Below are 22,388 nucleotides of genomic sequence, written 5' to 3'. Positions count from 1 at the left end.
GTCTCCGGTCGGGAGACCGTTCTTCGGCACAGGCACCGGGAATCGGCATGCCCGAAGGCGGTCTCTCGGAACAGTGGCGGTCCCGCGCGCCGACCGAGGCCTCCGAGCCCATCGCGATAGGGCATCCGGGTGAGCCGAGGCGTGCAGACCGCGTTTGAATGGGCTGTTTCCCTCCCGGAGTCGATCGGTGATCGCGTCGTGAAGGTTGATGACCGCAGGTACTCCCACTTCCGACGTCGATGGCAGCGGATGGACCATGACCAGGGCACACCTGGGAGTGAACGGCCTCCTCGGGCCCGGCGGCGATGTCCGCGTAGGCGATCGCGTCCACTCGTGCCGCGCCGAGGACCTCGCTCTTGCATCTCACGTGGGTCTGCTGCTTCTGCCACGTGTGCATACACGTGGCGGGAAGAGCGCAGAAACAGGTGCCCCGAAAGAGGTCACAGGTGGCTCCCGAGGACGCTGATCGCCCCGGACGCAGTGAGTTCTCGCGCCTCCTGCCGGACAGGCTGGACCATCGGGCAGGTCGGACAGGTCGGACAGGTCTCGGGCGGCCACTGGTGGTGACAGCAGGGGAGACTGGATGCGCCCGTACCTCGCGCTCGGATCATCGCAGTTGGAGCACAGTGCGGCGATCACGTGCGGCGCCGGCACGACAAGCGACCGGCAGCATCCCGCTTGCCTCGCGTACGGGCCGTCCGGGCCCCGGGACCGCACGAGCGCGGTCGGAGGATTGCTCGACCACTTTACTGCCCGTGTACGTCTCGGCGTCGAGGCCCAGAGGGCGGCCACCGGGCGCAGAGTGCGGCCACGTGCTGATGGGCGCGCACCACGAGGGAGTCGGTCGAGAAGACCGACTCGGTGTGCTGCCTGCGCCGGCGACCTGTGATGACCGCCGGTGACCGCCGAAGCTCCAGGCGGGGGCTCCGCCGATTCCGGCCCTGGAACGTGAACCGCGCGGGGAGAGGAGGACGCCGGGGGAAGAGCGCCGGCAGCGGCGCGAGGACGGGCGCTCACGCGGCATCCGAGCGGTGTCCTGGCCCGGTCCGTTCCCCAAGCACCGTTGTCTTCGAGTGCGCGATCCTGTGACATCGCCGGCCTTCGCTTCGCAATCGATTGCCGGGTTCCAGCGAGAGCGAGCATTCGACCGCGATCTGAGTACCGCTCACGCAGGGAAACGGTCAGTGGATTTGTCTCCGTCATGGCCGAGGAGCGCGTTGCGCGAACCCACCGGGGGAGTGGAGCGACTGGGCACGCAGAAACGCCGTGGGGCGGCTGGTCGGAACCAGCTGCCCCACGGCGTTCACATCAGGAACCCGGGGGATCCTGTGCCCGGAGTGATCCGAGCGGAAGCGATCTCTCAGTGCTTGTCGGCGAGAGCTGCGTGGTCGTCACCCTCGACACCGTGGTGTGCGTGGTGAGCGGCATCGAGCTCGGCCTTCGAGACCGGGAGGACACGATCCTGGTAGAAGAACTTCGCGATCGCGGCGCGACGCTTCTCGCTCTTCGACACCTGTCCGTCGGGACCGGTGACGGCCGGGATGTACTCCGGCGCCTCGAACGCGGTGAGTTTCCAGAGCTTCGCGGAGTCGAGCTCCTTGTGACGCTCCTCGAACGCACCGTTCGGGTAGCGGACGATCTCGCCGGACTCGAAGCCGTGCAGCGCGATCTCGCGGTCCTTGCGCTGCAGGCCGATCGCGATCCGCTTCGTGACGATGAACGCCACGACCGGGCCGACGAAGAACAGCGTACGCAGAATGTAGATCGTGTCGTTGAGCGACATGTGGAAGAACACGGCGATGAGGTCACCGGACGCAGCAGCCCACATCGTGCAGTACCAGACGATCGCAGCGACGCCGATCGCGGTGCGCGTGGGGTTGTTGCGGGGACGATCCGCGATGTGGTGTTCGCGGTAGTCCTTGAGCAGCCATGCCTCGAAGAAGGGCCAGATCGCCATGGCGCCGAAGAGGACACCGGCGGCGAGGACTGCCACAAGGATGTTCATCGAGATCGGGTATCCGGCGATGTAGAACTCGCCCCAGCCCGGCATGAGACGGAGGACGCCGTCCATCCAGCCGATGTACCAGTCCGGCTGAGTACCCGCGGACACCGGGGAGGGGTCGTACGGGCCGTAGTTCCAGATCGGGTTGATCGTGAAGAAACCGGAGATGAGCGCCAGCAGGCCGAAGATCATGAAGAAGAACCCGCCACCCTTGGCCGCGAAGGTCGGAAGGACCGGCTCGCCGACGACGTTGCCCTCGGTCGCACCCTGCTGCGCGTAGTGGGTGTGCTTGTGCACGACCACGAACATCATGTGGACCGCGATCGCCGCGATGAGCAGCGCCGGGATGATCATGATGTGGAGCGAGTAGAGACGCGACACGATGTCGATGCCCGGGAACTCGCCACCGAAGAGGAAGAACGAGATGTAGGTACCGACGAGCGGGATCGCCTTGAGGATGCCGTCGATGATGCGCAGGCCGTTACCGGAGAGCAGGTCGTCGGGGAGGGAGTAACCGGTGAAGCCGGCTCCCATTCCGAGCGCGACGAGCGCGATACCGATGAGCCAGTTGATCTCACGCGGACGACGATACGAACCGGTGAAGAACACGCGCAGCGCGTGGATGGAAAGCGCAGCCATGAAGAGGAGCGCGGCCCAGTGGTGCATCTGGCGGATGAAGAGGCCACCGCGGATCTCGAAGGAGATCGCGAGGGTCGAGGCGTAGGCCTCGGACATCTCGACACCCTTGAGCGGCACATAGGGACCCTCGTAGTGGAGCTCACCCATCGCGGGGTGGAACCAGAACGTGAGGAACGTACCGGTGAGGAGGAGGACGATGAACGAGTAGAGCGCGACCTCGCCGAGCATGAACGACCAGTGCTGCGGGAAGATCTTGCGTCCGAACTCGCGCACCAGCTTGGACGCCCCGACACGGTTCTCCGTGAAGAGCGCGACCTTGCCGACCGCGGTCGTGGGTTCAGTGGTGCTCATGCTTCGGACGTCTCCCTCGTGTTGATCTCCCAGAACGTCGGTCCGACAGGCTCCGGGAAGTCGCGCTGTGCGACCAGGTAGCCCTCGTCGTCGACGGCAATCGGCAGCTGCGGAAGCGGACGCTTCGCGGGTCCGAAGATCACCTTGCAGTGCTCGGTCACGTCGAAGGTCGACTGGTGGCAGGGGCAGAGCAGGTGGTGCGTCTGGTGCTCGTACAGGGCGACCGGGCAACCGACGTGGGTGCAGATCTTCGAGTACGCGACGATGCCGTCGACGCCCCAACTCTCCTTGGCCGGATCGATGTTGAGTTCCTTGGGATCGATCCGCATGAGGAGCACAGCGGCCTTGGCCTTCTCGTCGAGCGGGTGCTCGGCCTCATGCATGCCCTCGGGGATGACGTGGAACGCCGAACCGATGGTGACGTCCTCGGCCTTGATGAAGCGCTCCTCGTGCGGCACTCCGCCCGGGTCCTGGACGAGGCGGACGCCCGGGCCCCAGAGGGTGTTGAAGAGCTTGTCGCCCGGCAGCGGTCCGAGGTCACGGAAAACGAGGATCGCCGGGAGGGGTGCCATCGCGACGGCGGCGATGAGCGTGTTGCGCAGGAGCGGACGACGGGCGATGCCCGACTCCTCCTTCGCCTGGTTGAGGATCTCGAGCGCGATCGCCTGATCCTCCTCGGTGCCGGCGATCTCGTGGCGGTCCTCCGCGATCTCCGCGTCGGACATGAGGGTCTTCGCCCACAGGACGATGCCGATACCGATCGAGCCGAGGGCGACCGTGGCGCCGATGCCGAACATCATGTTCTGGATCTTGATCTCGCCCATCGCGTTCGACTCGGGGGAGAAGAAGAAGTAGGAGAACATGAACCAGACGGTGCCGATCATCGACAGGATGAACCATCCTGCGACCTGGCGTTCCGCGGTGCGTTCGGCTGCCTGAACACCGTCGGTAATCCGAGGCGGGTGGTGGGCGACACCAAGGTTCGGGTGCCCATTCACCGGCTCGAGCCGGCTGCCGTGCTCGGCAGTGTGCTGTTTCGAGGTCATTCGGTTCCTCGTCTAATACTCGATACGGATGAGAGAACTGGGGTGATCACTTCGAACGCGCGGCGAGCCACACGGTGATACCGATGACTGCGGCGAGTCCGAAGAACCAGATGAAGAGGCCCTCGGCGACCGGGCCGAGCGAGCCGAGCTTCGCGCCACCGGGCGACTCGGTCTCGGCGACGGTGCGCACATAGGTGACGACGTCGCGCTTCTGCTCGGGGGTGAGGTTCGCGTCGTTGAAGATCGGCATGTTCTGCGGGCCGGTCTGCATCGCCTCGTAGAGGTGCTTCTCCGAGACCTCGGAGAGATTCGGGGCGTACTTGCCGCGGGTGAGGGCACCACCGGCGCCGACGACGTTGTGGCACATGGCGCAGTTGGTGCGGAAGAGTCCGCCACCGACGGCCGCATCACCCTGCGCGGTGTCGAGGTACTCGTCCTCCGGCACTGCCGGGCCGGGGCCGAGCGAGGCGACGTACGCAGCCATGGCGTCGATCTGCTCCTGGTTGAACTGCGGCTCCTTGACCTGGGCCTGCGGGCCGCTCATCTGCAGCGGCATACGACCGGTGCCGACCTGGAAGTCGACGGCAGCAGCTCCGACGCCGACGAGACCCGGGCCGTTGTCCGTGCCCTCGGCGGCCATGCCGTGGCAGGTGGCGCAGTTCGTGACGAAGAGCTTCTGCCCCTCCTCGACATCCGCCGCGGTGTATTCGGCGGCGTTCGCGGTGCTGGTTGTGGTGAACAGGGCATAGGCACCGCCGGTGAGCAGCAGGCCGACCAGCAGCAGGGCCGCGAGGGCCAAGGGGTGCCGGCGACGTTCAGCGAGAAGCTTCACAGGAAAAATCCTTTTCTAACTCTGATCAGGTACGGCGGTCGGACGTCAGCTGACGAAGGGCAGCAGGTAGATGATGCCGAAGAGGCCCACCCACACGACGTCGACGAAGTGCCAGTAGTACGAGACACAGACGGCGAAGGTCGCTTCCCGGTGCCCGAACTTCTTGGCCCCGTACGTGCGGCCGATGACGAGGAGGAATGCGATCAGACCACCGATGACGTGGAGTCCGTGGAATCCGGTCGTGAGGTAGAAGATCGATCCGTAGGCGTTCGAGTTGAGCGCGACGCCCTCGGAGAAGAGGGTCGCGTACTCGAACACCTGGCCGGAGACGAAGATCGCACCGAGGAAGAACGAGAGGTAGTACCACTCGACCATTCCCCACTTGCCGATCTGCAGCAGCCCGCCGGTGCGAACCGGCTTGAAGTGCTCGGCCTTGAAGACGCCCAGCTGGCAGGTGACCGAGGAGGCCACGAGGATGAGCGTGTTCACCGTGGAGAACGGGATGGCCAGCATGTCGTGGCCCTCGGCGAACATGTCCGGTACGACCGACCGGATGGTGAAGTACATGGCGAAGAGCGCGGCGAAGAACATCAACTCGCTCGACAGCCACACGATGAACCCTACGGTCGTCGTGTTCGGCCTGTTGATGACGGGATGAACCGGCGCTGAATGAGATGCGGTGGCAGTTGACACGTCGCCATTATTACCCACTCCGCAGCAGAATTTCACCTTTCACACAGGTTCGCGGCGGGTTTTTTCTACAGCGTGTAGGAGACTCCCGCGAGAAACCGGGGCCCCGGTGGGAACAGATTTTTCCGGGGCGCGTGCGTGTCGCGTTCTTTGGGTCATGGGTGTGTGCCCGAAGTGCTCCGAGTGCGGTGCGGCGAGGTGTGCTCCGCACCGATTCGGACCGACTGTGCGCCCCCGTCTAGCATGAGGTCACCGACGGGCCGTCCGTCGTGCACGTGAACCTCCCGATGAGAAAGGTGCCGCATCCATGAGCGCACGAACCCACTCCGAACCGAACGCCGTGGGGACCGAGCTCAGGTCGTGGCCAGATGTCCTCGTCGCACTCATGGCCCACGAGGACCTCACGGAGGGCACCGCCGCGTGGGCGATGGACGAGATCATGTCCGGCAAGGTCCCCGACACGACGATGGCGGCCTTCCTCGTCGCCCATCACGGCAAGGGGGAGACGATCGAGGAGATCACCGGCCTGGTCCGCTCCATGATGGAACACGCGGTCCTCCTCGAGGGCCTCGAGAACGCGGTCGACATCGTCGGCACCGGCGGTGACCGCGCGAAGACGGTGAACATCTCCTCGACCGCGTCGTTCGTCATCGCGGCGACCGGGCAGAAGCTCGTCAAGCACGGTAACCGTGCCACGTCCTCGGCCTCGGGCTCGGCGGACGTCCTCGAGTCCCTCGGTCTCACGCTCGATCTCACCCCCGCCCAGACCACCGGGCTCGCTCGGGAGGTCGGGATGGCCTTCGCCTTCGCGAACGTCTACCACCCGGCCATGCGGTTCATCGCGCCGGTGCGCAAGGCGATCGCCGTCCCCTCGGCCTTCAATATCCTCGGTCCACTCGCGAACCCCGCGCGGACGCGCGCGACGGCCATCGGGGTCGCCGACCCGAAGATGGCTCCCCTCGTGGCCGGCACGCTCGCCGCACGCGGTGATTCCGCGCTCGTGTTCCGGTCCCGGGACGGCCTCGACGAACTGTCCAACACCGCGGTCAACGACGTGTGGGAGGTACGTGACGGCGACATCGTGCCCCACGAGTTCGACGCGACCGCACTCGGATTCGCCCGGGTGACGAAGGACGATCTGCGTGGCGGCGATCCCGCGTTCAACGCGAAAGTGATGGAAGCGGTGCTCTCGGGGGAACGTTCTCCGGTGCGCGACGTCGTCCTCATCAACGCGGCGGCGGCGCTCGTGGCCGCCGACCCGCAGGCCGAGGGAAGCCTCGAGGACCGCATCGCGGCGAAGATCGCGATTGCGACCGAGGCGCTCGATTCCGGTGCCGCGCGCGCGAAGTTGCACGAACTCATCGAGGCGTCGCACCGCTGGGCACAGGTCGAGGCCTGACAGCACTGCCGTCGCCCCGGAGGCGCCCGGACGCTAGGCCGACACCGCGGCGAATGCGGTGAGCGCCTGCGCGCACCCCCGTGCGTTCTCCGCGAGTGCGTCCTCCGCCCCGGTTCCGGAGTAGAGGCGGACGCTGCCCGAGCACGCCCAGGCCCGCACGATGTCGATCTCCTCGTCGTGCGTGCGGGCCGCCGCGTCCGCGGGGCCGTCGACGGCCTCCGCGAGGCCCGAGAGTTCGGCGAACGCGGTGCCGATGTTCTGCCCGCGGACACACCGCGCGGCACCGACGAGACGCCCGTAGCGCACGATCGCGAGATTCCGTCCGCCGTTCGGCTGCGCCTCGCACAGGAGGAGTTCCGGCGCCGAGGCGAACCGTCGGTTCCGTTCGACACGGGCTCCCGTCGTGAGCACTGCGAGCATCGCGTCGCGGACCCGTGCCGCCTCCTCGAACCGTGCATCGAGGGTCATGGACCCCATCCGCTCGCGGCACCGTGCGACGAACCCGGAGGGATCGTCGTCCATGAGAGCGAAGAGGCCGGCGAGTCCCGCCTCGTACTCCGCGGGATCAGTGAGACCCGCGCAGGGCCCCGCGCACCTCCCGATCTCCCCGGCGGCGCAGGGAGCGAAGGACGTTCCCCCGATCTTCTGCGCGCACGACTTCACCGGGAACACGGTCTCGAGGAGGTGCTTGGCCTCGGTGGCCGCGCGGTGGGAGCGGAACGGCCCGAAGAACCGGGATCCGGACGCCGGAGGGGTGCGGACGACGGACAGCCGTCCGAAGGGTTCCTCGGTGAGTCGGATCCACGTCCGCCGTTCGGGGTGCTTCGACCGTCGGTTGTACGGCGGTGCGAGTTCGGCGATGAGCCGGACCTCACGGATGCGGGCCTCGAGAACCGTGTCGCACTCGATCGTCGTGACCTCCTGGGCGGCCGTCACCATCTCCGCCATCCGCCCGCGGGTCTCTCCGGCGGTGAAGTAGTTCCGCACGCGCGTGCGCATGTTCCCGCTCACTCCCACGTAGAGCACGCGGCGAGCACCGTCGAGGAACATGTAGACACCCGGAACGGCGGGCACCCCCTCCGCGAGAGCAGCCTTCGCCCGCCGTTTCTGCCACCCTTGGGGCCGGACCCGCGAGAGGTCCTCGAGCGTGGTGATGCCGAATCCGCCGAACCGCTCGAACAGGAGATGGAGGATCTCCGAGGTGGCGCGGGCGTCCGCGAGTGCGCGGTGGTCGGGTTCGACCGCGGTGCCGAAGAAGCGGGCGAGCGTCCCGAGCTTGTGGTTGGGGACCTCGGGGCGGGGGACCACCTGGCGGGCGAGTCGGACCGTGTCGAGCACCGGTGGATCCGGCCAGGCGTAACCGAGACGCTCGCAGGCGGCGCGCAGGAACCCGATGTCGAAGCCGGCGTTGTGGGCGACGAGGACCGCACCGTGTGCGAACTCGAGGAACATCGGGAGGACCGCGTCGATCGTCGGGGCGTCCCGCACCATCGCGTTCGTGATGCCCGTGAGTTGTTCGACGAACGGGGAGATCGCCGATCTGTCGGGACGCACGAGCGTCTGGAATTCGCCGAGGCGTTCCCCGCCACGGGTCCTCACCGCGCCGATCTCCGTGATATCGCTCGTCGAACCGTGGGTCCCGGTGGTCTCGAGGTCGACGACGACGAAGGTGACCTCGTGCAGCGGTGTCCCGAGGTCCTCGAGGGAGAGCTGCCCGGAGTGCGGACCGGGCGACACGTCGAAGGGGGAGTGCGGAACCTGCGCGCTGGACATGTGTTCTATTGTTCCAGGACCCACGGACACACGTTCCCAGGTGTGCTCAGACCTCCGCCCCGTCGCCTCCGTCGTACCTCCGATCGCGGGGCAGCCGCATGAAGAGCGTGAGCGCGCCGAGGAGCACGACGACGATGAGGGCGAGCGTCGCCCACCCGGGGATCGGACGGAAGAACACCGCGCCGACGACGAGGGCGGACAGTCCACCGAGCACGGCGACCCATGCGAGGACGACTGCGGGAGCAGCCGTGCGCCAGCCGATCGGGGCCGGCTCCGGGGCGTGCCAGCCCTCCGCGTCCTCGAGTGCCTCCCAGACCTCGTCGCGGGACATCTCGGGCACGAACCCGGTCTGTGCGCGGATCCCGGCGACGAAATCCTCCCACTCGGCATCCGCGACACGTTCTCCCTCCGGGGCCCGCTCGCGTTCGGGTTCGTTCTCGGGGCCCCGACGCTCCGGGTGCTCGTCCGTCACTGGGCCGGGCTCCTTCCGTCGTGGTGCGGGACGACGGTGGCGTCCGGCTGCGGGTCGTTCCCGACCGCTGCGCGCAGAGCATCCCCGATGGCTGCCGCATCGTGGTCGAGGGTCGCCACATGGCGACTGCGGCGGAGCACGATCTCCCGGGGGCGCCGCGGCAGATGGGACCGGAGGTACGCGGCGGAGCGGGGGCCGACGACGTTGTCGGTCGACGAGAGGCAGAGAGTCACGGGCGCCTCGACGGCCCACAGTCGTTCCCGCAGTCCGCGCTGGGCGCGGTGCAGGGAGGCGACGGCGCGCACCGGGGTCCGGGCATAGGCGTGCTCGGTGACACCCGGCAGTGCGATGTCGTTGCCTATCGCCCGGACGGAAGGGACGAAGCGTCCGAGGACCGGGAGGGCGAAGGCGAGGGGATCGTCGACGAACACGGCCGGGTTCACGAGGACGAGCGCGTCCACCGCGTCGGTGCGCGCCGCCAGATCGAGCGCCAGGGCGCCTCCCATCGAGAGGCCGGCGACGACGACCCGCTCGTGCGACGCCCGCAGCCGCTCGAGTTCCTCCCGTGCATGGAAGTACCAGTCGTCGTAGCCACGCCGGGCGAGATCCTGCCACCGGGTGCCGTGCCCGGGAAGGAGCGGAACGCTCACCGTCACCGGGAGCTCCTCCGCGACGGACCGGGCGAGTTCCTTCCACACGAAGGGTGATCCGGTGATCCCGTGCAGGAGCAGAACGGCCACTTCCGCGTCGGGGCGGACGATCCTCAGGGGTGTGTGGATGTCGGTGTCTGCAGGTCCCATGCGGATCCTCGGGGCTGGGGAGTGGAGGGGAACGCGCCACCGGGCGGGGCCCGGAGTCGCACCCGTATAGTAATCTCGGACGGTTCGCCGGAGCCAGGAGCACATTCCCCGGCGAGGGTCCGGACCGACCGTGAATGCTGCAGGAACGAAAGGGACCACGTGTTCTACTGGATGCTCAAGATCATTGTGGCCCCGGTGTTGCGGATCCTCTTCCGCCCGTGGGTCCGAGGGCTCGAGAACATCCCGGAATCGGGTCCCGTCATCCTCGCCGGTAACCACCTGTCGTTCATCGACTCGATCCTCGTCCCGGTGGTGTCGCCCCGGCCCGTCTACTACCTCGCGAAGAACGACTACTTCACCGGACGCGGCCTCGGTGGAATGCTCACCCGATGGTTCTTCACCCTCACGAATCAGCTGCCGATGGACCGTTCCGGCGGCGCCGGCTCCTCCGCGTCCCTGTCCTCGGGGACCAAGGTGCTCGCGGACGGAGGTGTGCTCGGCATCTACCCGGAGGGCACGCGGAGCCCGGACGGCAAGCTGTACCGCGGACGGACAGGGGTGGCGCGTCTCGTCATCGAGTCCGGTTCGCCGGTCGTGCCGGTCGCCGTCATCGGGACCGACCGCATCCAGCCGGTCGGCGCGAAGCTCCCGCGCCTCGGTCGGGTCGGCATCGTCTTCGGTGAGGCCCTCGATTTCTCGAAGTACACGGGCGTTCCGGAGGACCGCTTCCTCCTGCGTTCCATCACCGACGAGATCATGTACGAGATCCTTCGGCTCTCGGGCCAGAAGTACGTGGACTCCTACGCATCGACCGTGAAGACGCGGTTGCTCGCGGAGAAGAAGGCCTCCGACGGTTCCGGATCGGGCGCGGGGAAGTCCTTGGCGGAATAGGCCCCGGCCGCTGTGGCCCCGGTCCGCGGGACCGTTGCGTTCCCGGTGCCCACGGCTCGTCGTTCGATTTCTTGGATAACGGCGACACGCCGAAATCGTTACCCACCATTTCACCGGGTTCCTCGTCGCGGCTCGATAGGTTCGTCCTGTACGTTCCCCCGGGTCGCCCGGGAAAACGGGGCAATCACGGGCCACGCCCGCTCGGATCCGCTCGAACGGGAGTAGAATCCGAGCGAGCAGACCCGCACGATTGACCGATCCGGCGGCCCTGCTTCCCCCTGGGGTGAAAAGGAGGAGTCGGTGTGAACCGCTCACAAGAGAATTCCGCGCCGGAGGTGCGGGTCCCGCGCGGCGCGCAGGGCCTGCTGTTCGACGACGACCTTCCCGAGCTCGACGAGGAGGCCGGTTATCGCGGCCCGACCGTGTGTCGCGTCGTCGGTATCACCTACCGGCAGATGGACTACTGGGCACGCACGGATCTCGTCGTGCCTTCGATCCGGACCGCCACCGGCTCGGGATCACAGCGGCTCTACAGCTTCCGCGACATCCTCGTTCTCAAGATCGTCAAGCGTCTTCTCGACACGGGCGTCGCACTCAATCAGATCCGGGTGGCCGTCGGTCACCTCCGTGAGCGCGGTATCGAGGACCTCTCGCAGATCACCCTCATGAGTGACGGTTCCTCCGTCTTCGAATGCACCTCCGCCGACCAGGTCATCGACCTCGTCCAGGGTGGACAGGGAGTGTTCGGCATCGCCGTCGGCCGCGTGTGGCGCGAGGTCGAGGGCACCCTCTCCGAACTGCCGAGCGAACGCCCCGAGGCGGATCCTGCGCCGCTCGCCGCGATGGACGAGCTCTCGGCCCGGCGCGCCGCCCGCAAGTCGGGCTGAGTGGGTAGCCCCCACCAGCCCGGATCCCTCGGCACCACAGACCCGTCCCGGACACGAGGAAGCAGTCCGTGGGCGGGTTGCGTCTGCACGGGAGGGCCACGACAACCGAAGGGGCGGCCACCGCACGCTGCCATGACACACAGAACCCACCAGGACACACAGAACCCACCGGTCCGGTCGACCGGTGGGTTCTCGTCGTCGGGTGCCTGGTCCCCGATGCTCGCGACCGTGGGTGCGCGTTCAGCGTTTGCTGTCGTCCACGATCCGCATCGGCATTGTCGGCGGGGGATCGCTCAGGCGCTTCGAGGTGCCGGGTGTGGTCGCACCGGAGGACCCGGCCGCGGACGGGACCGTGGCTTCCGTGCCCGAGGTGGTCGGCGCCTCGGCGGAATCCGTTGCCCTCCCGTTCGCCTGCGGTGTCGCGGGTGCCTTCGGGTCGCTCTCGGACGGTGGTGTCTCCTGCTCCGCGGCGCGCGAGGCCCGGCGGGACTTCTGTTCGCTCTCGGCGCGGAGCACACGGTCGAGGATGCCGTCGAAGGCCGCGGCGATCTCCGCCGCCGGTTTGCCCGGCCACTGGTGGATGGGGCGTGCGGAACCCTGAGCCTGTTGGAGTACGGTGCGCTCGGGGATCTGGGGGTCGACGACGAGGTCGCCGAACATCTCCTTGAGCTCGTTCACCCGGTACGTGTGTTCGAGAGAGCTCGGGCGCATCCGGTTGACGATGACGCCGAGGGGAGTGAGGTCGCTGTCGTTGCGGGAACGGAGTTCCTCGGCGGCGCGCAGCGCACGGTCCGCGGCGGCGACGGAGAAGAGTCCGGGCTCGGTGACGACGGCGACCTGGTCGCTCGCCGTCCATGCCGCCCGCGTGAGTCCGTTGAGCGAGGGCGGGCAGTCGATGAGGACGAGTCGGTACCGGGTGCCGATCTTCGCAAGGGCATCGCGCATGCGCCGGAGGTACCGGTCCGACAGCGACGGGCGGTCGAACTCCGCAGCACGCGGTGAGCCCGGAATGACGTCGACCCGGCCCGTGTGTTCCTCCGCCCACGCACTCGGCACGATCCCGCGATCGAGGATCCGCGACTTGGGCGCAGCGAGGACGTCGGCCACGTCGACCTCGGTCGACACGGGCACACCGAGGCCGGTGGAGACATCGGCCTGGGGATCCATGTCGACGACGAGGGTCGAGATGCCCCTGTTGAAGGCGGCAGAGGCCAGACCGAGGGTCACCGAGGTCTTGCCGACCCCGCCCTTGAGACTCGAAATACTCACGACGAACACACGACTACGGTAGCCGAAAGAGTGTGCCCGGGTGGTGAAACACCGCCGGAGGAACGTGCCCGCGCGCTATGTGAGACGCGTCGCATCACGCTGATGGACGCGCGAACCGGTGGGGGAGTTGCGGACCGTGATCCCGGCGGGGATCGACTGCTGCATCGCCTGGACGTGGGAGATCACGCCCACCGTGCGCCCACCGGCACGGAGTTCGTCGAGCACCCGCATGACCTCGGCGAGTGCGTCCGGGTCGAGCGAGCCGAAACCCTCGTCGATGAAGAGGGAGTCGAGCTCCACCCCGCCGCGCGTGCCGGCGACGGTGTCCGCGAGGCCGAGTGCGAGCGCGAGGGAGGCCATGAAGCCCTCGCCCCCGGAGAGCGAACGGGTGTCGCGGGTCTCCTGGGTGAATGCGTCGAACACCCGCAGTCCGAGTCCCGCCTTCTTCTCGCCCTTTCCGATCGAGACGTCGTGGACGAGCCGGTAGCGGCCGGCACTCATGACGACGAGGCGTTCCGAGGCGTGCGCCGCGACATCGGCGAAGAGTGCGGCGAGGGCGTAGGACGTGAGGGTCATGCGCTTCGTGTTGTCCGGGGACGTCGCGTGGACGAGCCCGGCGATCGCGACGTCGTCGCGGAGCGCCGTGAGTTCCCCCTCTCGCGGTTCCTCGGTGGTGAGGAAGCGCGTGCTGCGGGCCGAGAGACGTTCGAGGTGCTCCTCGGCCACGGCGAGGCGCCCGCGGGCATCCGCACAATCCCGATCCGCCTTCTCCCGGACGGCCTCCGCCTCCGCGCGTGCGGCCGCGAGACGGTCGTCGGAAGCAGTGTCGGTACGGGCCCGGTCCCACCAGCCCTCGGAGCGGAGGGCCTCGATGCGGGCGGCGCGGTCCTGCTGGCCCCTGAGCTCCGACTCGAGTGCGTGGACGTCGCTCGCCGTCGCGGTCTCCACCTCCTCGGCGCGCGAGAAACCCTGCTCCTCGAGGGCGGCGTCCCGTGCCTCGCGCCGTGCAGTGACCTCCTGTTCCGCGGCCGTCAGGGCCTCGCGGGCACGTGTGAGTGCCTCGAGTGCGTCGACGAGGGCGCCTGCGGCCGTCTCCATGGCGCCGGCGTCCTCGAGCGAGTCCGGCAGCTCGAGCCCGAGTGCGCGGAATGCCCGGAGATCCTCCTCGTCGGCACCGAGGGCGGCGAGGCGTCCCGCGCGTTCGGCGATCGTCGCCCGCAGGGACGTCACCGCCCGGGCCTCGATCTCCTTCCGGTCCGTGAGCCGGGCCCGCTGTTCCTGCAGTGCTGCGGTGCGGGACCGCGCCGTGCGGACGGCCTCCGTCCGGCTCTCGAGGTCGCAGGTGCGGGACTCGAGAGCGGCCCCCTCCGCCGCGAGGGTCTCGGCGGTGCGGTCCCCGAGCGCCCCCGCCGTCCCCGCCCGGGCGGTCTCGAGTTCGCGCAGTGACGTGGCAGCGGCCTCGTACTCGCGCGCTGCGGTGGTCCAGGCCCCGAGTGCGTTCTCGACGTCCGCGGGTGTCACGGGGGAATCCCCGGGGGACGCCGGGTGCGGATGCACACAGGAGCCACAGACCGGACACGGGGAGTCCGCGGAGAGGGTGGCGGCGAGCTCGCCCGCGATCCCGGCGAGGCGCCGCGTGACGAGGTCCTCGTGGTGCGCACGGGACCGGTCACGGACGTCCCGGGCACGTGCGAGCTCCTCGCGCGCCCGGCGGAGCCCGGCGTCGAGCTCGGTGAGGCGCGTGAGGAGTTCGTTCGCTCTCCGGTGCTCCTCGCGGGCGGTCCCGAGGTCGACAGCGTCGCGTTCGACCTGCGGGGCATCGGCACGTACGGGCGCGAGTGCGTCGTCCTCCGTGTCCAGGGCCTCGAGTTCGGCGTCGAGGGCCGTGAGGGCGGCTGCCCGGGCGTCGAGTTCCGCGGTGTCCTGCTCCTGCAGGGTCCGCAGATCCTGCTCGGCGGAGAGGGCCGTGCGCCGGGCGGCTGCGCGGGCGTGAAGAGCACGCGCCGACCCGACGGTCGGGACCGACACGGCCGGCCCGAGAGCCGTGCGGGCGTCCCCGAGGTGTGCCTCGGCGGTCCGGAGGGTCTCCGATGCGTGTGCGTGCGCGGCCTCGGCGCGGGAGAGTTCCCCGATCGTGGGGACGACCGCCGCGGCACGCCGTGCGCGATCGAGGCGTGAGCGGAGCTCGGTCCGGACCCCGGAGTCGGCGGCGTGCGCGGTCTCGAGGTGCTCGAGCGCGCGGAGGCGACGGCGGTCCTCGATCCGTTCGGCGACCCGTGCGGCGTGCGCCGACGCGGTGTGTGCGGTCGCCTGCGCGAGGTCGCAGACGGTCCGAGCGACCTCGAGGCGCTCGCGCAGGACGGCCCGGGCGGGGGAGAGGACCGCCATGACGTCCCCGATCGAGGGCTCGTGCGGAAGCGCGGCCGGGAGGGGTTCCCCGATCTCCTCGCGGACGCTCTCCGCGAGATAACGGCGGGCCTCGGAGATCTCCCGGATACGAGTACGCCCGTCCTTCGCCCGGTCCTCGAGAACCCGGGCGACCTGTTCGTACACACCGGTGCCGAAGAGCTTCTGGAGGAGCGGCTCCCGTTCCCTCGGATCGGCCTCGAGGAAGGCCGCGAAATCACCCTGGGGCAGGAGGATGATCTTCGAGAACTGGTCCGCCCCGAGGCCGATCGCCTCCTGGATCTGTGCCTGGACGTCGGCCATCGTCCGGGCCCGGCCGGCCCATTCGCCGTCCTCGAACACGGACAGCAGCGCGGTCGGACGTTCGGCGACGAGCTTCGTCCGGTCGCGTTTCGAGGGTCGCTCGTACGCGGGTGAGCGCTCGACCCGCCATCGCCGGCCGCGGGCGCTGAATTCGAGCCGGACCCAGGTGCGGGTGTCCGGGGCGGCGAAGTGCGAGCGGAAGGCTGCGGCGCGGTTCCGCTCCCCGGGAACCCGACCGTAGAGGGCGAAGGTGAGGGCGTCGAGGATCGAGGTCTTGCCCGCACCCGTCGGGCCGGCGATGAGGAAGAGCCCGTCCTCGGCGACCGCGTCGAAATCGATGTGGACCTCCTCCGGGAACGGACCGAAGGCGCTGAGGGCGAGGGTGTGGAGTCTCATCGGTTCTCGCTCCTCGCCGTGACGAGGGCGGATTCGAACCGGGTGACGAGGGCGTCGCCGGCCACCGCGCCGGTGGCCTCCCGGACGAAGTCGCGGAACACCTCGCTCTCGGTGCGACGGTGCGCGGCGGCACGGTCACCGGGGGAGTCCGGGAGATGTGCGCCGGCCTGCACCCACTCGTAGCGGATGAGCCCGTCGAAGGCGGCCCGGAGGCGACCGAGAGCCGCGGGGACACGGACGGGATCGGTGAGCAGGGCCTCGACGAGGGCGTCCGGTTCGACCGGAGTCCGGAGGACGTCCTCGAGCGTTCCCGTGAGAGTCCGGACCGGCCGGAACTGCGGAAGCGGGATCGCGGACGCGGCGACGTCGTACCCGGACACGGCATCGCCCGTGATGTCGACGAGCACCGTGGACTTGGGGTGAGCGGCCTCCCCGAAGGAGTAGGGCAGCGGGGACCCCGAGTACCGGACCGTCGGGGCGAGCGCCTGCGGTCGGTGGAGATGACCGAGCGCGACGTAGTCGGCACCGGAGAACACCGTGAGCGGGGCGATGCCCACACTGCCGACGGAGATGTCCCGCTCGGACTCCGAGGCCTGCGCGCCGCCGACGAACGCATGTGCCGCGACGACGAGGGCGGCGCCCGGGTGGTGGGAGGAGTGATGGGCACGGATCCGGTCCATCGCCGCGGTGAGGACGGCTTCGTGGGTGCGCGCGACACCCCACCGGTCGTGGACGAGCCCGGGTTCCAGATAGGGGATCCCGTACACCGCCACGGAGAAGTCGTCCGCGGTCCCGGGGGAGGACCCCGAGGAAGAACGTGCGGTGAGGACGGTCGGCCATGCGATGTCGGAGAGCCGCGTGCGCACGTGCACACCCGTCGCGTCGAGCCGCTTCCGTGCGTGCCCGAGGCGCATGAAGGAGTCGTGGTTGCCGCTCGTCGCCACGAGGTGGATCCCGGCCTCCGTGAGCCGGTCCGCGGTCCGGTCGAGGAGTTCGAGGGCCTCCGGTCCGGGGACCGCGCGGTCGTACACGTCACCGGCGACGAGCACCGCGTCCACCTGCTCGTCCACCGCGAGAGTGACGAGGTGATCGAGGAAGGCCCGGTGCGCGTCCGTGAGGTCGACGCCGTGGAAGGTCCGGCCGAGATGCCAGTCGGAGGTGTGGAGGATCCGCATGCACCGAAGGCTATCGGGACCGACGGACACGGCGCCGACGCGGAGGTGCGCAGGCGGTCGGCGGAGCGAATCCGACCCCCCTGCGAAGTGGGTCACACCGCGTCTGTAGAGTGACGCTCGTCAACGGAACCCCCTGCGCGCCGGAGGACCACCTCGGGCGCGCCGAGAAGAAAAGCGAGCAACACAGATGTTCTCCAAAGTTCTCGTGGCCAACCGCGGTGAGATCGCGGTTCGTGCATTCCGGGCCGCCTACGAACTGGGCGCCTCCACCGTTGCGGTCTTCCCCTACGAGGACCGGAACTCCGAACACCGTCTCAAGGCCGACGAGGCCTACCTCATCGGCGAGAAGGGCCATCCCGTTCGCGCGTACCTCAGCGTGGAGGAGATCATCCGGGTCGCTCTCGAAGCCGGTGCGGACGCCGTCTACCCCGGGTACGGCTTCCTGTCCGAGAACCCCGACCTCGCGCGCGCCTGTGCCGACAACGGGATCACCTTCATCGGACCCCAGGCCTCCGTCCTCGAGATGGCCGGCAACAAGGTGCAGGCCCTCGAGGCCGCGCGCAAGGCGGGCATCCCGACCCTCACCTCGACCCGTCCCTCCGCGGACATCGATCAGCTGCTCGCGGATGCCGAGGGGATCGAGTACCCGCTCTTCGTCAAGGCCGTCGCCGGTGGCGGCGGACGCGGCATGCGCCGGGTCAACCGTCCCGAGGACCTCGTCGAGGCCCTCAAGGCCGCGATGCGCGAGGCCGAGGGCGCCTTCGGTGACCCGACCGTCTTCATCGAGCAGGCGGTGCAGCGTCCGCGGCACATCGAGGTCCAGATCCTCGCGGACAACGACTCGAACGCGATCCACCTCTTCGAACGCGACTGCTCGATCCAGCGTCGCCACCAGAAGGTCATCGAGATCGCACCCGCGCCGAACCTCGACGCCGAGGTCGCCGACGCCCTCCGCGAGGACGCCCTGAAGTTCGCCCGTGCACTCGGTTACCAGAACGCCGGCACCGTCGAGTTCCTCCTCGAGACCGAGGGGCCGCGCGCGGGCAAGCACGCGTTCATCGAGATGAACCCCCGCATCCAGGTCGAGCACACGGTCACCGAGGAGATCACCGACGTCGACCTCGTGCAGTCGCAGATGCGCATCGCCTCCGGCGAGAAGCTCGCGGACCTCGGGCTCGCGCAGGACAACGTCTTCATCAAGGGCGCCGCCCTCCAGTGCCGCATCACGACCGAGGACCCGGCGAACTCCTTCCGCCCCGACACCGGCGTCATCACCGCCTACCGGTCCGCCGGCGGTGCGGGCGTCCGCCTCGACGGCGGCACGGTGTACGCCGGCGCGGAGGTCTCCGCCCACTTCGACTCCATGCTCGTGAAGTGCACGACGCGCGGACGCACGTTCGAGCAGGCCGTCGCCCGCTCCAGCCGTGCACTCGCGGAGTTCCGCATCCGTGGTGTCGCGACGAACATCGGGTTCATCCGGGCGGTCCTCGACGACCCGGCATTCATCCGCGGTGACCTCTCGACGAAGTTCATCGAGGAGCGCCCGCACCTGCTCGACGCGAAGGTCGGAGCGGACCGCGGGTCGAAACTCCTCGAGTTCCTCGCGGACGTCACGGTGAACAAGCCGAACGGTGAGTCGCCCGTGCGCCTCCAGCCGCGCGAGAAGCTCCCGACGTTCGACATCAGGACCGAGGCGCCCGTCGGCTCCCGCCAGCTGCTCACCGACCTCGGTCCCGAGGGCTGGGCGAAGGCTCTGCGCGAGCGCACCTCGCTCGCGGTCACCGACACGACCTTCCGTGACGCCCACCAGTCGCTCCTCGCGACCCGGGTCCGCACGAAGGACCTCCTCGCGGTGGCTCCCTACGTCGCCCGGATGACCCCCGAACTCCTCTCCGTCGAGGCCTGGGGCGGTGCGACCTACGACGTCGCCCTCCGGTTCCTCGGCGAGGACCCGTGGGAGCGTCTTGCGAAGCTCCGGGAGGCGATCCCGAACATCAACCTCCAGATGCTCCTGCGCGGCCGGAACACCGTCGGCTACACGCCGTACCCGACGAAGGTGACGACCGCGTTCGTCGAGGAGGCCACCGCCACCGGTGTCGACATCTTCCGCATCTTCGACGCGCTCAACGACATCGACCAGATGCGTCCGGCGATCGAGGCCGTGCGGTCCACCGGCTCTGCGGTCGCCGAGGTGGCACTCTGCTACACCTCGGACCTCTCGAACCCCGACGAGCCGCTCTACACGCTCGACTACTACCTCGGCCTCGCGGAGCGGATCGTGAAGGCCGGTGCCCACGTCCTCGCGATCAAGGACATGGCGGGTCTGTTGCGGCCGGCCGCGGCGACGACCCTCGTCACCGCGCTCCGGTCCGAGTTCGACCTGCCGGTCCACGTGCACACGCACGACACCGCCGGCGGCCAGCTCGCGACCCTGCTCGCCGCCTCGGCCGCGGGTGCGGACGCGGTCGACGCCGCGAGTGCCTCGATGGCCGGAACGACGAGCCAGCCCTCGCTCTCGGCACTGGTCGCCGCCCTCGCGCACACCGAGCGCGACACCGGACTCGACCTCGCCCACGTGTCGGACCTCGAACCGTACTGGGAGGCCGTGCGCAATGTGTACAAGCCCTTCGAGTCCGGGCTCCCGGGCCCGACGGGCCGCGTGTACCGCCACGAGATCCCCGGCGGCCAGCTCTCGAACCTTCGCCAGCAGGCTGTCGCGCTCGGTCTCGGCGAGAAGTTCGAGGAGATCGAGAAGATGTACGAGGCGGCGGACCGGATCCTCGGTCACCTCGTCAAGGTGACCCCGTCCTCGAAGGTCGTCGGTGACCTCGCCCTCCACCTCGTGGCGGTCGGTGCGGACCCGGAGGAGTTCGCGGAGAACCCGCAGTCCTTCGACATCCCGGACTCCGTCATCGGGTTCCTCTCCGGCGACCTCGGCGACCCGCCGGGTGGTTGGCCCGAGCCCTTCCGGACGAAGGCGCTCGAGGGCCGTACCGTGAAGCCCGCGTCGGAGGACCTCGCCGACTCCGACAGCGCGCTCCTCGACGAGCCCGGCCGCACGCGTCAGGACACCCTCAACCGCCTGCTGTTCCCGGCCCCGACGAAGGAGTTCCAGCGGGTCCGCGAGACCTACGGTGACCTCTCCGTCCTCGAGAGCCAGGACTACCTCTACGGCATGACGGAGGGCGAGGAGCACGCCGTCGTCATCGACAAGGGCAAGGCGCTCCTCGTGGGCGTCCAGGCGATCGGTGCCCCGGACGAGCGAGGCATGCGTACCGTCATGTGCACGCTCAACGGTCAGCTCCGTCCGATCTCGGTGCGCGACCGCGCCGTGGACGTCGATGTCGCGACCGCCGAGCGGGCCGATTCGACGAACCCCGGCCACGTCGCGAGCCCCTTCGCCGGTGTCGTCACCCTCCAGGTGGCCGTCGGCGACAGGGTCTCCGCGGGTCAGACGGTCGCGACGATCGAGGCGATGAAGATGGAGGCCTCGATCACCGCACCGATCGCGGGCACCGTCTCACGCCTCGCGATCGGACCCGTTCAGCAGCTCGAGGGCGGCGACCTCGTCGTGGTGATCGATGCCTGAGAAGCCCATCCGCTTCTTCGGTGACCCCGTGTTGAAGACGGTGACCGAACCGGTCACCGTCTTCGACGACCGCCTGCGCGCCCTCGTCCGTGACCTCCTCGACACGACGGACATGGAGGGGCGCGCAGGCGTCGCCGCGACACAGATCGGGTCGACGAAGCGCGTCTTCGCTTATCGCGTCGACGGGAAGCTCGGTTATGTGATCAACCCGGTTCTCGCGGAGACGAGCGGCGAGTACCGTGAGATCGACGAGGGGTGCCTGTCGGTGCCGGGGCTCTGGTTCCCCACACCGCGGTGGTCCCGTGCCGTCGTCACCGGGGTCGACCGGGACAACGAGCCGATCGTGCTCGAGGGCGACGGCCTCATGGCGCAGATGCTCCAGCACGAGACCGATCACCTCGACGGATACGTGTATCTCGACCGGCTCTCGAAGGAGAACCGACGCGCAGCCCTCAAACAGGTGCGGGCCTCGACCTGGTTCTGACGTTCCCGGAACCGGGAGCCGACCGGCCGCACAGAAGCTCACATCATTCCCCTTCGAACGGAGAATACGCACATGACCATCACACGAGTGGGAGTCGTCGGCGCCGGCCTCATGGGCTCCGGCATCGCCGAGGTGCTCGCCCGCGCAGGCCTCGACGTCGTCGTCCGTGACATCAACGACGAGGCTGTCGCCGCCGGCCGGGGACGCATCACCGCGTCCCTCGACAAGGGCGTGTCCCGCGGCAAGCTCACCGCCGAGGCGCGCGACGCCGCCCTCGCCTCCCTCACCTTCACGACCGAGATCGCACGGATGGCAGACCGCCAGCTCGTCATCGAGGCCGCGAGTGAGAACGAGGACATCAAGAAGGCGATCTTCGCCGAGCTCGACAGCTACGTCACCGACCCGGACGCGATCCTCGCCTCGAACACCTCGTCGATGCCGATCATCCGGTTCGCGCAGGCGACGAGCCGGCCCGATCGGGTTCTCGGTCTGCACTTCTTCAATCCCGCACCGGTCCAGCCGCTCGTCGAGATCATCTCCTCGGTCGTCACGGATCCGGCCGTCGCCGACACGATGGAGCAGTTCACGACCCAGGTGCTGGGCAAGAGCCCGATCCGTGCGGACGACCGTCCCGGCTTCGTCGTGAATGCGCTTCTCGTTCCCTACCTCTTCTCCGCGATCCGGATGCTCGAGAACGGATACGCGTCGAAGGAGGACATCGACGCGGGCATGAGGAACGGGTGCGCGCACCCGATGGGTCCGATCCGCCTGTCCGACGTCGTCGGCCTCGACACGCTCTACTTCATCGGTGTGTCGATGTTCGAGGAGACCGGCGACCCGGCGCACAAGCCGCCGCTGCTGCTCTCCCGCATGGTCGACGCCGGCATGATGGGCAAGAAGTCCGGGCGCGGTTTCTATGACGACTACTGAGCGGCCACGACCTGCCGACCGGACCGGCAGGACCCGAACCGCCGAGGCGCCGGC

General features: G+C 68.9%; 16 protein-coding genes. 6 read left to right on the top strand and 10 right to left on the bottom strand.

All coding sequences use genetic code 11. From position 1 onward, the window contains the following. Nucleotides 1-1,360 precede the first annotated feature (1,360 nt). Genes qcrB through ctaE form a run of 4 tightly spaced genes read right to left on the bottom strand, consistent with a single transcriptional unit; the run spans nt 1,361 to nt 5,563 of the window. Entirely contained in the window at nt 1,361-2,992 is a 1,632-nt protein-coding gene (qcrB, locus tag ABD172_RS10040) for a cytochrome bc1 complex cytochrome b subunit (RefSeq protein WP_344309249.1), read from the bottom strand. Next, complete coding sequence (gene qcrA, locus ABD172_RS10035) at nt 2,989-4,038, bottom strand: cytochrome bc1 complex Rieske iron-sulfur subunit (RefSeq protein WP_344309247.1); 1,050 nt, start codon at nt 4,036-4,038, stop codon at nt 2,989-2,991. Before qcrA ends, qcrB begins: the two co-directional genes overlap by 4 nt. Nucleotides 4,039-4,084: 46 nt before the next feature. Continuing rightward, the gene (gene qcrC / locus ABD172_RS10030) at nt 4,085-4,870 is read right to left on the bottom strand and encodes a cytochrome bc1 complex diheme cytochrome c subunit (protein ID WP_344309245.1); all 786 of its coding nucleotides are present in this window, start codon (nt 4,868-4,870) and stop codon (nt 4,085-4,087) included. Between the two features lie 45 nt (nt 4,871-4,915). Continuing rightward, nucleotides 4,916-5,563: an aa3-type cytochrome oxidase subunit III gene (ctaE, locus tag ABD172_RS10025; RefSeq protein ID WP_486303314.1), complete on the bottom strand. Its 648-nt coding sequence runs from the start codon at nt 5,561-5,563 to the stop codon at nt 4,916-4,918. Between the two features lie 304 nt (nt 5,564-5,867). Between ctaE and trpD the strand changes: the two genes are divergently transcribed. Continuing rightward, complete coding sequence (trpD, locus tag ABD172_RS10015) at nt 5,868-6,959, top strand: anthranilate phosphoribosyltransferase (protein ID WP_344309243.1); 1,092 nt, start codon at nt 5,868-5,870, stop codon at nt 6,957-6,959. A gap of 33 nt (nt 6,960-6,992) precedes the next feature. Here trpD and ABD172_RS10010 read toward each other — a convergent pair whose 3' ends face one another. From ABD172_RS10010 to ABD172_RS10000, 3 genes are read right to left on the bottom strand one after another with little or no spacing between them, the layout of a single operon-like run. Further along, nucleotides 6,993-8,732 (bottom strand): DEDD exonuclease domain-containing protein, encoded by a 1,740-nt coding sequence (locus tag ABD172_RS10010; protein WP_344309241.1) that lies wholly within the window; start codon nt 8,730-8,732, stop codon nt 6,993-6,995. Between the two features lie 46 nt (nt 8,733-8,778). Beyond that, on the bottom strand, nt 8,779-9,204 hold the full coding sequence (locus ABD172_RS10005) for a hypothetical protein (protein ID WP_344309239.1): 426 nt from the start codon (nt 9,202-9,204) through the stop codon (nt 8,779-8,781). After that, entirely contained in the window at nt 9,201-10,004 is an 804-nt protein-coding gene (locus ABD172_RS10000) for an alpha/beta hydrolase (RefSeq protein WP_344309237.1), read from the bottom strand. The genes ABD172_RS10005 and ABD172_RS10000 overlap by 4 nt, the downstream gene beginning before the upstream one ends. A 159-nt stretch (nt 10,005-10,163) precedes the next feature. On the opposite strand from ABD172_RS10000, the gene ABD172_RS09995 reads away from it, so the two are divergent. Continuing rightward, nucleotides 10,164-10,895 carry a lysophospholipid acyltransferase family protein gene (locus ABD172_RS09995; RefSeq protein ID WP_344309235.1) on the top strand — a complete coding sequence of 244 codons (732 nt, stop codon included), beginning with the start codon at nt 10,164-10,166 and terminating at the stop codon, nt 10,893-10,895. Nucleotides 10,896-11,197: 302 nt separating this feature from the next. Beyond that, nucleotides 11,198-11,782 (top strand): MerR family transcriptional regulator, encoded by a 585-nt coding sequence (locus ABD172_RS09990; protein WP_344309234.1) that lies wholly within the window; start codon nt 11,198-11,200, stop codon nt 11,780-11,782. 240 nt (nt 11,783-12,022) lie between these two features. Here ABD172_RS09990 and ABD172_RS09985 read toward each other — a convergent pair whose 3' ends face one another. The 3 genes from ABD172_RS09985 to ABD172_RS09975 form a co-directional block, all read right to left on the bottom strand. Then, on the bottom strand, nt 12,023-13,051 hold the full coding sequence (locus ABD172_RS09985; RefSeq protein WP_344309232.1) for a ParA family protein: 1,029 nt from the start codon (nt 13,049-13,051) through the stop codon (nt 12,023-12,025). 75 nt (nt 13,052-13,126) lie between these two features. Continuing rightward, the gene (locus ABD172_RS09980; RefSeq protein ID WP_344309230.1) at nt 13,127-16,156 is read right to left on the bottom strand and encodes an AAA family ATPase; all 3,030 of its coding nucleotides are present in this window, start codon (nt 16,154-16,156) and stop codon (nt 13,127-13,129) included. Then, a complete protein-coding gene (locus tag ABD172_RS09975; RefSeq protein ID WP_344309228.1) occupies nt 16,153-17,331 on the bottom strand; it encodes an exonuclease SbcCD subunit D in 1,179 nt (392 codons plus the stop codon). Before ABD172_RS09975 ends, ABD172_RS09980 begins: the two co-directional genes overlap by 4 nt. A gap of 187 nt (nt 17,332-17,518) precedes the next feature. Between ABD172_RS09975 and ABD172_RS09970 the strand changes: the two genes are divergently transcribed. The 3 genes from ABD172_RS09970 (at nt 17,519) to ABD172_RS09960 (ending at nt 22,334) form a co-directional block, all read left to right on the top strand. Continuing rightward, nucleotides 17,519-20,920, top strand: coding sequence for a pyruvate carboxylase (locus ABD172_RS09970; RefSeq protein WP_344309226.1), 3,402 nt, complete (start codon nt 17,519-17,521; stop codon nt 20,918-20,920). Then, nucleotides 20,913-21,404, top strand: coding sequence for a peptide deformylase (gene def / locus ABD172_RS09965; RefSeq protein ID WP_344309225.1), 492 nt, complete (start codon nt 20,913-20,915; stop codon nt 21,402-21,404). The genes ABD172_RS09970 and def overlap by 8 nt, the downstream gene beginning before the upstream one ends. Before the next feature lie 72 nt (nt 21,405-21,476). Next, on the top strand, nt 21,477-22,334 hold the full coding sequence (locus ABD172_RS09960) for a 3-hydroxybutyryl-CoA dehydrogenase (RefSeq protein ID WP_344309224.1): 858 nt from the start codon (nt 21,477-21,479) through the stop codon (nt 22,332-22,334). Nucleotides 22,335-22,388: the final 54 nt, after the last annotated feature.

The sequence above is a fragment of the Brevibacterium samyangense genome (assembly GCF_039529845.1).
Lineage (GTDB): Bacteria > Actinomycetota > Actinomycetes > Actinomycetales > Brevibacteriaceae > Brevibacterium > Brevibacterium samyangense.
This window is presented reverse-complemented; position numbering and strand designations above follow the sequence as displayed.